A 12,405-nucleotide genomic window follows, 5' to 3' on the forward strand; every position below is an offset into this window, starting at 1 on the left:
GATCCCCTCCACCCCACGTCCAGCGCAACGATAAGGACCTTCTTTCGTGTACCAGATTGAGAATGTTTTGCGACCCTACGCGTGGGGTTCGACGACGGCGATCGCAGACTTGCTGGGGCGGCCGGCATCAGGTGGCCCCGAAGCCGAACTGTGGATCGGCGCCCACCCGGACTCCCCCTCCAGTGCCCTTCACCCCAACGGCGTGACCCAACCCCTGAACGCCTTGATCGAGTCCGATCCCCAGCGGTTCCTGGGTGCGGAGAGCCTGGCCGAATTCGGACCGCGGCTGCCGTTCCTCACCAAGTTGCTGGCAGCGGAACAGCCGTTGTCCCTGCAGGTGCACCCCAGCCTGGAACAGGCCCGGGAAGGCTTTGCCCGGGAGAACGCCGCCGGAATCCCCGCAGACGCAGCGGATCGCAACTACCGCGACAACAACCACAAGCCTGAGATGGTTTTTCCCCTCACTCCGTTCAGGGCCTTGTGTGGTTTCCGTTCCCCCGCTGATTCGCGGAGCATCTTTGAGCACCTGGCGCAGGTCCTCGATGCAGCGGCGGTGGACGTACCGGCAGTCATCCAGGACGTCATCTCCGATCTCGCCCAGGCCGACGAGCGCGCTGCGCTCAAGGCAGCTTTCAGCCGCCTTATCGAGGGTGGCGGAGATATCTCCGACGCCATCAACGAGGTAGTGGCGGTCCTGTCCGCCGGAGCTCCGCTGGAGCCGCACCGGGAAGCCCTGACGGCAATGCTGGATATCAACGAGGCCTTCCCCGGCGATCCCGGCGTCCTCATCTCACTTCTCCTCAACCACCTCACCCTGGAGCCCGGCGAGGTGGTTTACCTGCCTGCGGGAAACATTCACGCGTATCTTCATGGGCTGGGCGTGGAAGTCATGGCTTCCTCCGACAACGTGCTTCGGGGCGGGCTCACCCCCAAGCATGTGGACGTTCCGGAATTGCTGAAGACGGTCCGGTTTGAAGCCCTCGGAGTGCCGCGCGTCCAGGTCAGTGGCACCGAATTCGGGCAGGAGCTGTACCGGCCGCCCTTCAAGGAATTCCAGTTGCAGCGCATTGAACTTGGCCCGGGTGCCGAGCCGGTTCCCTTGGCGCAAACCGGACCTGCCGTCGTCGTGGTGGTTTCCGGTTCGGTGCTGCTTGACTCGCCCAAGAGCGACCTCCGCCTCGAGCGCGGCGCGGCGGCGTTTATTCCGGACCTTGAGGCACCCGTGAACGTCCACCCTGTCCAGGGAGCCACGGAAACCAGCATCGCCTTTGCCGTCACCACAGGGCTGGGGAACTGATCCATGGAGTTTTTCCTGCAAACTCCCGCGTGGGCTACTGTGCAGCGTTCACTGGGCCGCCGAGTCCACGAACAGTCCGGCCCGGGCTGGAGCTTCCTCGCCATTGAGGAGAAGAATCCCGCCGGCAAAGTCATCTATGCCCCCTACGGTCCTGTGGCAGAGTCCGTTGAAGCGTTCGACGCCGCCACGGAGGCCTTGGTAACCCTGGCCAAAAAGGAGCATGCGGTCTTCGTCCGGATGGAACCTGCAGCAGCCGGTTTTACAGCGTCCGACGCCGGCCCCCTCCTCCGCGCGCGCGGCTTGCGTCCCGCTCCGGTCAACCAGCAGCCCGAGCTGAGCTGGATCGTGGACCTCGACGGCGACTTCAAGGACGTGCTGGCCGGCATGAAGCCGACCAACCGGAACCTGTACCGGAACATCCACAAAAAGGGCGTGACCTTCCGCGCTTCCCAGGATCCTGCAGACATCAGGATTCTCCTGCACTTCCTCCACCTGACAGCTGCCCGGAACGGCTTCAAGCCACAAAGCGACGAGTACCTCACCCAAGTAGCCGCTTCCCTGCTGCCCCACGGCGCTGGAACACTGTTCATTGCGGAGCTGGAGGGCGAACCCATCGCTGCTGCCTTCGCTTACGACTCCGCTGACACCCGCGTCTACGCCCACGCGGCCTTGGACGACACCCACCGCAAGCTCAGCGCGGGCATCCCCCTCCTGGTGACGCTCATGGCTGACGCCAAGGAAAAGGGCTTGAAGCACGTGGATCTCTGGGGCGTGGCGCCCGAGGACCAGCCGGACCACAAGTGGGCCGGGTTCACTGCGTTCAAGAAATCCTTCGGCGGCCGCGAAGTCTCCTACCCCGGCACCTGGGACCTCCCGGTCAACAAAGTCCGCTACGGTGCCTACCAACTGGCCAGAAAGCTCCGCGACAAACTCCGCTAGGCCTTTTCCCGCGACCCACCCGTACCGCCACCGGACACAGAGAAGGACGGCGAGTATCGCGAAAGCGGCATCAAATCGACGAGGTACGAGGAGATAGCCGCCGAGCGATGCTCGCCGTCCTTCTGTTAGAAGCGGAGGTTACGGCTTGCGCGCGTACGTCTCCCACTTGGATGCGTGGTGCTCGGCCTCAACAAAGCGGACCGTCCCGGACTTGGAGCGCATGACGATGGACTGCGTCATCACGCGGTCCTTCTGGTAGCGCACACCGTGGAGGAGGTCGCCGTCGGTGATGCCGGTGGCTGCGAAGTAGCAGTTGTCCGAAGTAACGAGGTCGTTGGTGGACAGGACGCGGTCGAGGTCGTGTCCGGCGTCGATGGCTTTCTGCTTCTCTTCATCCGACGTCGGCCACAAGCGGCCCTGGATGACGCCACCAAGCGACTTGATGGCACAGGCTGCGACGATGCCTTCCGGGGTTCCGCCGATACCCATGAGGGCGTCAACACCGGTGCCGGAGCGGGCTGCGGCGATGGCGCCGGCGACGTCGCCGTCCATGATGAACTTGGTGCGTGCACCGGCTTCGCGGATTTCTTCCACAAGGGGGCGGTGGCGGTCGCGGTCCAGGATCATGACGTTGAGCTGGTTGACCTTGACGCCCTTGGCCTTGGCGATGAGGTGCAGGTTCTGCTTGACGGGCAGGCGAAGGTCCACCATGTCGGCGGCTTCTGGGCCGGTAACGAGCTTCTCCATGTAGAACACGGCGGAGGGGTCGAACATGGATCCGCGCTCAGCAACTGCCAGCACTGCGAGGGCGTTATTGATGCCGAGGGCGGTCAGACGGGTTCCGTCGATGGGGTCGACGGCGACGTCGCACTCGGGGCCGGTGCCGTCACCAACCTGCTCGCCGTTGAACAGCATGGGCGCTTCATCTTTTTCGCCTTCACCGATGACCACAACGCCGTTGAAGTGGACAGTGTGAAGGAACGAACGCATGGCATCGACGGCGGCGCCGTCTGCCTTATTCTTGTCACCGAATCCCACCCAGTGGCCACCGGCAATTGCCGCGGCCTCGGTGACTCGGACGAGTTCAAGCGCAAGGTTGCGGTCGGGTTCGTCGAGGCCGACGGCGAGCGACGGCGAAATCGTGGAATACTGCTGGGTCATTGGTGCAGGAGACACTTGAACCTCTTCTTCGAGTGACGATTCACGGGACCGGACATGGTTGCGCGGGGCAACCCGGGGTTCCTCTATCAACGATCATAGTCGCCACGTGGTCCAGGAGTCGTTGGATGACCACAGCCCCCGATGCCGGTGGTGAGGTTCCCGGATGTGTGTTCCCTGCCGGGATAAGGGATCATGGACAGGTGAGTGAAACGCAGGACAAGCCCGCAGCCGAGAACCAATCGGACGCTGCAGCGGCCAGCCAAAACGATGCCCAGGCCATCCCGGATGCCCCCTACAAACCCGTCATTGCGGCGAAAGCTGCCAAGCGGGCCAACGCGTCGGTCATCGGCATGGTCATTGCCCTGCTTGTCTGCGTGCTGGCTTTCCTCCCCATCGTTTTGATGAACCCGGCTCCGAAGGGCGAGGGCTTCCGGCCCGATGTTGACGTGGCAGCCATTGCCCGCAACGCCGCAGGTGTGGCGGGATTCACACCGGTGACCCCGGATACGGGCGACACATTCAAACCCAACTACGCCCGGTGGGAATCAGGCACGGGAAGCGGCGTCCCGACGTGGGAGATTGGTTTCCTGACCCCCAAGGAGGCCTTCATCGGCCTCACCCAGACCACCCAGGCCAACCCCACCTGGATCTTGCAGCAGACGGAAAACCTGCCCGTCACCGGCACGCGCAACGCCGGTGGCCAGGATTGGGAACTGCGGGACTCCGGCAAGGAGAAGCGCAGCATGGTCCTGGAGTACCGGGGTACCACCATCATCTTGAGCGGCACCGCGAGCCTGGATGAGTTCGCAACGCTCGCTGCCGCCGTCGTGAAGTCCGCAGAGCAGGCGCCGTCGGCAAGCGCGCCCCCCTCAGCCCCTGCATCGACGCAACCGTCCGCTTAACCCGCGCAACAGTTTCACGGACTGCCCTGTCAGCGTCGTAAAGTAAGGCTCGTGCCTACTTACCTGACTCCAGCCCTGGCGTGGCGCCGTCTCCGCGAGGGCAACGAACGTTTTGTTTCCGGCGAATCCCTGCACCCCAACCAGGATGCTTCGCGTAGATCCTCACTCATTGAGAACCAGAATCCTTTTGCTGTCATTTTCGGCTGCTCGGATTCACGGCTCGCCGCCGAGATCATCTTTGACCTGGGCCTCGGTGACGCCTTCGTGGTCCGCACCGCCGGCCAGGTCATTGACGACGCCGTGCTTGGCTCCCTCGAGTACAGCATCAGCGAACTCCGGGTTCCGTTGATTGTGATTCTCGGCCATGACAGCTGTGGCGCAGTGAAGGCCACCAAGGCCGCCGTGGAAACCGGTGAGATGCCTCCCGGCTTCATCCGTGACCTCGTGGAACGCATCACGCCGTCGGTCCTGACGGCCAAGCGCAACAGCCAGGAAGACGTCAACGACATGGTGGTGGAGCACGTCAAGCAGACCGCCGCCCGCCTGGCCGACAGCTCGCGTGTGATTTCCGACGCCATCGACGACGGTCGGGTGGCTGTCATTGGCCTGTCCTACAAGCTCGATGAAGGCCGCGCGGCCCTCGTTTCCGGGATCGGCAAGCTCTAGGAGCACGTGCTCCGGCCCTGGCGCCGGAGCACGTAGCACTCCCCTCCGGGTTTTCTGTGCGGCGTCCAATCGCCCTAAGCTAGCCCCATGACTTCCACCACTGAGTTCCGTATTGAACATGACACGATGGGCGAAGTTCGCGTCCCCGTGAACGCCCTGTACCGCGCCCAGACGCAGCGTGCTGTGGAGAACTTCCCGATCTCCGGCAAGACGCTTGAGCGCACACACATCGAAGCCCTGGCCCGCGTCAAGAAGGCAGCTGCACTGGCGAACGCCGAACTGGGGGTGCTCGATGGTGAGCTCGCCGAGGCCATCGCCGCCGCCGCCGATGAGGTTGCCACCGGCAAGTACGACGGCGATTTCCCCATCGACGTCTTCCAGACCGGTTCAGGCACCTCCTCCAACATGAACACCAACGAGGTCATCGCCGAGCTCGCATCGCGCGCCCTCGCAGCCGCCGGGAGTGACAAAGTTGTCCACCCGAACGATCACGTGAACGCTTCGCAGTCCTCCAATGACGTCTTCCCAACGTCGGTCCACGTCGCCGCTACGTCGGCCTTGATCAACGACCTGATCCCGGCCCTCGAGTACTTGGCCGCTTCCCTCGACCGCAAGGCCGTGGAGTTCAAGGACGTCGTCAAGTCGGGCCGTACCCACCTCATGGATGCAACGCCCGTCATGCTCGGCCAGGAGTTCGGTGGCTACGCCGCTCAGGTCCGCTACGGCATCGAGCGCATCAACGCTGCACTCCCCCGTGTTGCCGAAGTTCCCCTGGGCGGCACCGCAGTGGGCACCGGCATCAACACCCCTGCCGGCTTCCCGGAGCGCGTGATTGAACTGCTCGCAGCCGACACCGGCCTGCCGCTGACCGAGGCCCGCGACCACTTCGAAGCACAGGCAAACCGCGACGGCCTCATCGAGGGCTCCAGCCAGCTCCGCAACATCGCGATCTCCTTCATGAAGATCAACAACGACCTTCGCTGGATGGGCTCGGGCCCCAACACGGGTCTCGGCGAAATCGCCATTCCGGACCTTCAGCCGGGCTCCTCCATCATGCCCGGCAAGGTCAACCCGGTGATCTGCGAAGCGTCCATCATGGTCTGCGCCCAGGTCATCGGCAACGACACCGCCATCGCCTGGTCCGGCACCAACGGCGCCTTCGAGCTCAACGTCGGCATCCCTGTCATGGCCGCCAACCTCCTGGAGTCCATCCGCCTGCTGGCCAACACCAGCCGCGTCATGGCTGACAAGATGATCGACGGCATCACCGCCAACGTGGAGCGTGCACGCTTCCTGGCCGAGGCTTCCCCGTCCATCGTCACCCCGCTGAATAAGTTCATCGGGTACGAAAACGCTGCCAAGATCGCCAAAATTGCCGTCAAGGAGGGCCTGACCATCCGCCAGGCGACCGAAAAGCTCGGCTTCGTTGGCGAGGGCGAAGGCAAGGTCAGTGAGGCCGAGCTCGACAAGGCCCTGGACGTCACCACCATGACGGCGCCGGCCCACAAGGCCTGACTCCTGGTCTAAAACCCAACAGCACGACGGCGGCCGGTACCTTTCGCACGAAAGGTGCCGGCCGTCGTCGTACTCCGGAGTTTTTGTACGGCGCGCCCTGAGCACCCACCTTCAGGGTCAACTGCTGTCCAAGAACTCCTGCTTTTTGCACTTTCTGGCTTGGAGTGCAAAACTTTACTTTGTGACCAATAGTGCAAATATCGACGGCGGCCTCCGCGAGCGCAAGCGGGCTGCCACGCGGACGGCGATCACCGCCGTCGCGCGTTCCTTGACCGCGGAGCATGGCCTCAGCGGTTTCACTGTTGAGGAAGTCTGCGAAGGGGCGGGAATTTCGCGCCGAACCTTCTTCAACTACTTCCATTCCAAAGAAGACGCCGTGATCGGCTCTTTCTCGGATGAGTTGCCCGCAGACGCCTTGGAAGCGTTCAACCAGAACCCTTCGCGCACGCCGGACAGCATCTCCGGAACTCTTCTGGCAGCTCTGCATGTGCTCACCGTGACTCTGATGGAGCGTTCGTCCATCAGCCGTAGCGAGGTCCAACAGTTCATCGCTGCCATCACGGCCGAACCACAACTTCTGGCGCGCCTGACCCTGGAAGGGGAGGCCCGTGAACGGCAATTCGCTGCCCTGGTGGCCGCCCGCGAAGGGCTGGATCCTGAGCATCCCGAAGTCATGACAGCGACGGCGTTGTTCGGGGCGGTCTCCAAGAAGACAGCCCAGCAGTTCTTCTCGGAGGAGAACACCCGCCCGTACCGCGGCATCCTCGAACAGAACCTCAACGCCGCACGGAAACTCTTTGCCCAGCCGCTGGCCACGAACCAGCAACTGGGCCCCAACCCCCTTGATACCTCGAAGGACCCCGCATGAGTACACTCCCGAAGGCAGCAGAACCGCTGTTGCTGACCCAGAAACGCATCTGGATCATCTTCTCGGCTCTGATCGCAGGCATGCTCCTGTCCAGCCTCGACCAGACCATCGTCTCCACCGCCATGCCCACCATTGTGGGCAAGCTCGGCGGGGTGGAGCACCAAGCCTGGATCACCACGGCCTACCTTCTGGCCACCACCATCGTGATGCCCATCTACGGCAAGTTCGGTGACATCCTGGGGCGCCGCAACCTGTTCCTCATTGCCATTGCCCTGTTCACACTGGCGTCCGTGGGCTGCGCCTTCGCCACCGACTTCTGGGGCTTCGTCATCTTCCGCGCCCTCCAGGGCCTGGGCGGTGGCGGCCTCATGATCCTGTCGCAGGCCATCATCGCTGACATCGTTCCTGCCAAGGAACGCGGCAAGTACATGGGCCCTTTGGGCGCCATCTTCGGTCTCTCCGCTGTGGCCGGACCGCTGCTGGGCGGATTCTTCGTGGACCACCTCACGTGGGAGTGGGCCTTCTACATCAACATCCCCATTGGTATCGCGGCGTTCATCACCGCCTGGTTCACCTTGACCCTGCCCAACAAGAAGGCCGAAAAGAAGATCGACATCCTGGGTGTCGTCTTCCTCTCCGCAGCCACCACGTGCCTCATCTTCTTCACCGACTTCGGTGGCAAGAAGGACGAGGGCTGGGACTCGCCGCTTACCTGGGCGTTTGGTGCGGGCATGGTCCTGGCTGCCTTCGCCTTTGTGATGGTTGAACGCCGGGCCGAGGATCCCATCATTCCCCTGAGCCTGTTCAAGAACCCCATCTTCATCAACGCAACGGCCATCGGCTTCACCTTGGGCCTTGGCATGTTCGCTGCCATCGCCTTTGTCCCGACGTTCCTGCAGATGTCCTCGGGCACCTCGGCGGCAGAGTCGGGCCTGCTGATGCTCCCCATGATGGTTGGCCTGATGGGTACGTCCATCTACTCCGGTATCCGGATTTCCAAAACCGGCAAGTACAAGATGTACCCCATCCTCGGTGCGGCCCTGACCATCGCGGCGATGTTGTGGCTGACCACTCTGGCAGCATCCACGCCAATCTGGGTGATCTGTGTCCAGCTCCTGATCTTCGGCGCAGGCCTGGGCCTGATCATGCAGGTCATCGTCCTGGTGGTGCAGAACTCTGTTCCGGCTGACCAGATCGGCACGGCCACCAGCACCAACAACTACTTCCGTGAAGTAGGTGCATCGCTGGGTGTCGCCGTCTTCGGTGCGATCTTCACCAACCGCTTGTCCGAATCGCTGACCGAGGCATTCACCGGCGCCGGCGCTTCTGCCGAACAAGCTTCGCAGTCCACCAGCACGTTGGATCCCCAGGCACTGGCACAGCTCCCTGACCAATTGCGGGACGCGATCGTCAACGCTTACGCCAACTCGCTCGCACCCGTGTTCTGGTACTTGGTACCCTTCATTGCCATCGCACTGATCCTGGCCATCACGCTCAAGCAGATCCCTCTCTCCGACACGGCCGGAATGGTGGCACGCGGTGAGGCTGTGGGCGGCGAGGAGGCTGAGAAGCTGGCGGCTGAGCGCTTGGTTGGTCAGCTCGAAGCCGACGTTGCTGCGTCGGATGACCTCGACAAGGACCGACCCACGGCCGAAGCAGGACGCAGGTAGCGTCAGTCCTCCGTTTGGTACGCCACGGGGCCCTCGGGCTCCGTGGCGAGCCTGATGGCCTCGAGGTTGCCGGAGCTCATATCCGGGAGGTCGTCCAGTTCAAACCAGCCGACGTCGATGGATTCGTCGTCGTTTACCCGGGCTTCCCCGGAAATGTACTTGCACCGGAATGTAATGTCCAGGAAGTCGCAGACGTCCCCGTTGGGGAAGGTCACCGGACCTACAACCCCAACGCCGAGGATCCGTTCAGTCTCAGCCACCACCGCTGTTTCTTCGAGGATTTCCCGTACAAGGCCCGGAGCAGGGTGCTCCCCCGGCTCCAACATTCCCGTGATCAGTGTCCAGTGACCGTTGTCTGCCCGCTGGCACAGCAGCACACGGCCATCGTTATCGAAGACCACCCCGCGGACGGCCGGTAGCCAGAGGGGGTCGTTGCCGATCTTCTCCCGCAGTTTGAGCACAAATTCCGGTGCACCCATGGTGTCAGCTTTCCTTCAGGTCAATGGTGGCGTGTGCATTGCGCAAGGTGAGCGTATCGCCGTCGAGCTTCCACTGAACAGGCTGCTCAAAGAGCTTCTCTGTCCAGGCCTGGTAGCTGCCCGTTGGATCCTCGCAGCCCCTGTCCGTAACGGACACCAACCCCGGTGTCAGGACATCGTCCTGGACCGAAACCTGCACCTGCAGATGGTTGCAGGGCGTGGCGACATGCAAGGTCCACACTCCATCGAAACGCGCCGACGTTACACGCAGCGGATGCGTGCCGAGCCACGCTAGCTCTCCTGTGGCGTCGCTTCCGCGCACGGACGCGAATTCGGAACACCCCAGCGGAGTTTCGCAGGACCGCACTGGCCGCTGCAAGGCCTGCGACGTGATGGCCGACGGCGTCGGAGCGGAGGAGGTGCTGCCTGGTTGGGCACATCCGCTGAGCAGGACGGTGCAGGCAATGGACACAGCCACCGCGAGCCTCAACCTGTTCCGCTGCATTGTGCACCCTCTCCTGGCGCCCCGCACGCGTCGGAACACCCACTGGGCTAAGCATGCCGCACGCCGGTGAACACCGAGAATACGGAGAGCGTTGCAATTTGGCCGCAGTTGGTCCTTCCCGTGAAACGCTACGCGGGCAGGACGATCATGGCGGCCGCAGCACCTGCCAGCATGAACGGCCCAAAAGGAATGGCCGATCGCAGCGTACCGCGGCGTGACACCAGGATAGCCAGGCTCCACAGGCCGCCCAGAATGAAAGCGGCGAACGTCCCTGCGAACACATGGCTCCACCCCAGGTATCCCAAGTAGAGGCCCAGCACACCCGCCAACTTGACGTCACCGAAGCCCATGCCGGGCGGGTGGATGAGCCTCAACACGAAATAGAAGAGCCACAGCACAGCGCCGCCCGCGAGGACCCGGAGTCCGGGCACAGCGAAAAGGTCCGCAGAAAGGTGGCGGTCCGGACCGGCATCGGCGAAGAAAGCCAGGAACGATGCCGCCAGCAACAACACCCCTGCCACTGCGTACGACGGAAACACAATGCGGTTGGGCAACAGGTGGCTCCGCACGTCTATCACCGTGAGCCGAACAGCCATCACCACGAAGTACAGGCACGCGGCCATCACCAGCCAGAAGCCCAGCGGGCTGGCATCCCAGAGGTCGGAGAGTCGTCGGATCACTCTCGGATGCTATCCCGCTTGGCCGCGGGCACGCTTGAATGGCTGGGTAAACTGTGGATATGGGGAGCTACAGCGCAGAAGGACCGGGGGTCGACTTGTCCTCCACATTCCGGAATCTCTGCCGCTCTTCGCCGTGGAAATGGACGAGCCTCCGCTTCGAATACCTGGAGCGGCCCGGGACGGGCGCCTCCATGGTCCGCGCATGGCTGAGGCGGCCGGGCGCTCTTCGCCTGGAAACACCGGACGGCCAATTGCTGCACAGCACCACGGGCATCAACGACTCCCGGGATGATCTGTACGTGTCCTCAACACGCCGCTCATGGTTGCTTCCGGCCCATCTGGTGACGCCTGTTTACGACGACGCCGGACTGGTCAGGCGACGCCCGGAGGCCGCGTACGGTGAGCCCTCCTTCGGCAACGGGCGCCTTGCCGCCGCCCTCGATCCCGTGGAACTGGCCGGCAACGCGCCGGTTCCCCTCGAATTTCCGGACACAAACCCCGTCTTCCTGGAACAACCCCGGGAAGTGGACCACGAGGGCCGCCTCGCGTTGGAAACCATCGTGACCCGCAGCAGGACCTATGTTCCCTCGGATCCTGCCGAGCCTTTGGCCCACATTGGACGAACATTGATCAGGATCGACGCCGATACGGGAGTTTGTGTTGCCAGCCAAAGCCTGGATGGGGACTCGTCCGGAAAGGGACATTGGCTGAAGATCCTCGCCGTGGACGAGTACATGTTGGACGACCTTTTCCTGGCTGAGTCCATGAACCTCACGGACGTACGCCGCCACATCCCGTGGGACATCGGCCCGGCCGCCTGAACAGCGGTGCCCTCGGCAGGCGTCGAGGGGTGAGCTCCCGGCAGTATCGAGGGTGCGCCAATGTCCTGGGATCCAACCCCTCGGCGAGCATGGCGGGCGGGTGGCGGAGGCGTAGGAGCCTCCCTGCGATGTGACTCGCATGGCTCCCCCCGCCGGGCTAAGCTACGGCGATGACATCCCTGGCAGACATCTGGCCCCCGTTCGGACTCACCCTCACCACCCCGAGGTTGACCATCCGTCCAGTTTTCGACGACGACATCCCCGTCGCCGTGGCGGCCGCGCGTTCCGGAGTCCACGAGCCAGGCAAGAGCCCGTTCAGCACCCCGTGGACCGATCTGCCGGCCGACGAGCTCGCCCCCAACATGGCCCAGTGGTACTGGCGCTGCCGCGCCAACTTCACCAAGGAATCCTGGACCCTCCTCCTTGCCGTGTGGCACGACGACGAATTCCTGGGAGTCCAGGACATCGGCGCCAAGAACTTCAAAACCCTCAAGACAGTGAGCACGGGATCCTGGCTCAAGCAGTCTGCACAAGGCCAGGGCTTCGGCAAGGAGATGCGCGCCGCCGTCGTCAGCTATGCCTTTGACTACTTGGGCGCCGAGGTAGCCGAGTCCGAGGCTGCCTCCTGGAATCAACAGTCCCTGGGCGTCTCCACCAGCCTCGGTTACGAGCCTAACGGCATCTTCCGCCATGGGTGGGGAGACACCGTCCAGGAAGTCCAAAAAGTCCGCCTCACCCCAGCCACCTTCAAACGCCCGGACTGGACCCTCAAAGTCCAAGGCCAGGAAGCCCTTTCCTCTTATCTCGGAATCGGACAACTTCCGGCGGGTGACTGAGAGGCGAAGGCCAGGCATCCGCCAGCGTGCGTCAAAAGCGAGGAACGAGCTGGCACGCAGTGGATG

13 protein-coding genes are annotated in these 12,405 nt (G+C 63.3%); 9 read left to right on the plus strand and 4 right to left on the minus strand.

Features of this window, described 5'->3' with window-relative positions:
* Positions 1-46: 46 nt before the first annotated feature.
* Both manA and WBN73_RS03900 read left to right on the plus strand, forming a co-directional pair.
* Entirely contained in the window at positions 47-1,297 is a 1,251-nt protein-coding gene (manA, locus tag WBN73_RS03895) for a mannose-6-phosphate isomerase, class I (protein WP_337339539.1), read from the plus strand.
* A gap of 3 nt (positions 1,298-1,300) precedes the next feature.
* Positions 1,301-2,236 carry a lipid II:glycine glycyltransferase FemX gene (locus WBN73_RS03900; protein WP_337339538.1) on the plus strand — a complete coding sequence of 312 codons (936 nt, stop codon included), beginning with the start codon at positions 1,301-1,303 and terminating at the stop codon, positions 2,234-2,236.
* A gap of 138 nt (positions 2,237-2,374) precedes the next feature.
* Here the strand turns inward: WBN73_RS03900 and glpX are convergent, their stop codons facing one another.
* Complete coding sequence (gene glpX, locus WBN73_RS03905; protein WP_017198677.1) at positions 2,375-3,397, minus strand: class II fructose-bisphosphatase; 1,023 nt, start codon at positions 3,395-3,397, stop codon at positions 2,375-2,377.
* 125 nt (positions 3,398-3,522) lie between these two features.
* On the opposite strand from glpX, the gene WBN73_RS03910 reads away from it, so the two are divergent.
* From WBN73_RS03910 to WBN73_RS03930, 5 genes are all read left to right on the plus strand, one after another.
* A complete protein-coding gene (locus WBN73_RS03910; protein ID WP_337339537.1) occupies positions 3,523-4,299 on the plus strand; it encodes a DUF4245 domain-containing protein in 777 nt (258 codons plus the stop codon).
* A 51-nt stretch (positions 4,300-4,350) separates the two neighbouring features.
* Positions 4,351-4,965, plus strand: a complete 615-nt coding sequence (locus WBN73_RS03915) for a carbonic anhydrase (RefSeq protein WP_011774029.1) — start codon at positions 4,351-4,353, stop codon at positions 4,963-4,965.
* Between the two features lie 87 nt (positions 4,966-5,052).
* A complete protein-coding gene (locus WBN73_RS03920) occupies positions 5,053-6,480 on the plus strand; it encodes a class II fumarate hydratase (RefSeq protein ID WP_337339536.1) in 1,428 nt (475 codons plus the stop codon).
* Positions 6,481-6,661: 181 nt separating this feature from the next.
* A complete protein-coding gene (locus WBN73_RS03925) occupies positions 6,662-7,348 on the plus strand; it encodes a TetR/AcrR family transcriptional regulator (RefSeq protein ID WP_337339535.1) in 687 nt (228 codons plus the stop codon).
* Positions 7,345-9,018 (plus strand): MDR family MFS transporter, encoded by a 1,674-nt coding sequence (locus WBN73_RS03930; protein ID WP_337339534.1) that lies wholly within the window; start codon positions 7,345-7,347, stop codon positions 9,016-9,018. Before WBN73_RS03925 ends, WBN73_RS03930 begins: the two co-directional genes overlap by 4 nt.
* A 2-nt stretch (positions 9,019-9,020) precedes the next feature.
* Here the strand turns inward: WBN73_RS03930 and WBN73_RS03935 are convergent, their stop codons facing one another.
* The 3 genes from WBN73_RS03935 to WBN73_RS03945 form a co-directional block, all read right to left on the minus strand.
* Positions 9,021-9,497: an NUDIX hydrolase gene (locus WBN73_RS03935; protein ID WP_337339533.1), complete on the minus strand. Its 477-nt coding sequence runs from the start codon at positions 9,495-9,497 to the stop codon at positions 9,021-9,023.
* A 4-nt stretch (positions 9,498-9,501) separates the two neighbouring features.
* Complete coding sequence (locus WBN73_RS03940; RefSeq protein WP_207596804.1) at positions 9,502-10,002, minus strand: META domain-containing protein; 501 nt, start codon at positions 10,000-10,002, stop codon at positions 9,502-9,504.
* A gap of 128 nt (positions 10,003-10,130) precedes the next feature.
* Positions 10,131-10,682, minus strand: a complete 552-nt coding sequence (locus WBN73_RS03945) for an A24 family peptidase (protein WP_280627510.1) — start codon at positions 10,680-10,682, stop codon at positions 10,131-10,133.
* A 59-nt stretch (positions 10,683-10,741) separates the two neighbouring features.
* Between WBN73_RS03945 and WBN73_RS03950 the strand changes: the two genes are divergently transcribed.
* On the plus strand, positions 10,742-11,503 hold the full coding sequence (locus WBN73_RS03950; RefSeq protein WP_337339532.1) for a hypothetical protein: 762 nt from the start codon (positions 10,742-10,744) through the stop codon (positions 11,501-11,503).
* A 170-nt stretch (positions 11,504-11,673) separates the two neighbouring features.
* Positions 11,674-12,339, plus strand: a complete 666-nt coding sequence (locus tag WBN73_RS03955) for a GNAT family N-acetyltransferase (RefSeq protein ID WP_337339531.1) — start codon at positions 11,674-11,676, stop codon at positions 12,337-12,339.
* Positions 12,340-12,405: the final 66 nt, after the last annotated feature.

This window comes from Paenarthrobacter sp. CCNWLY172, from assembly GCF_037402035.1.
Classification (GTDB): domain Bacteria; phylum Actinomycetota; class Actinomycetes; order Actinomycetales; family Micrococcaceae; genus Arthrobacter.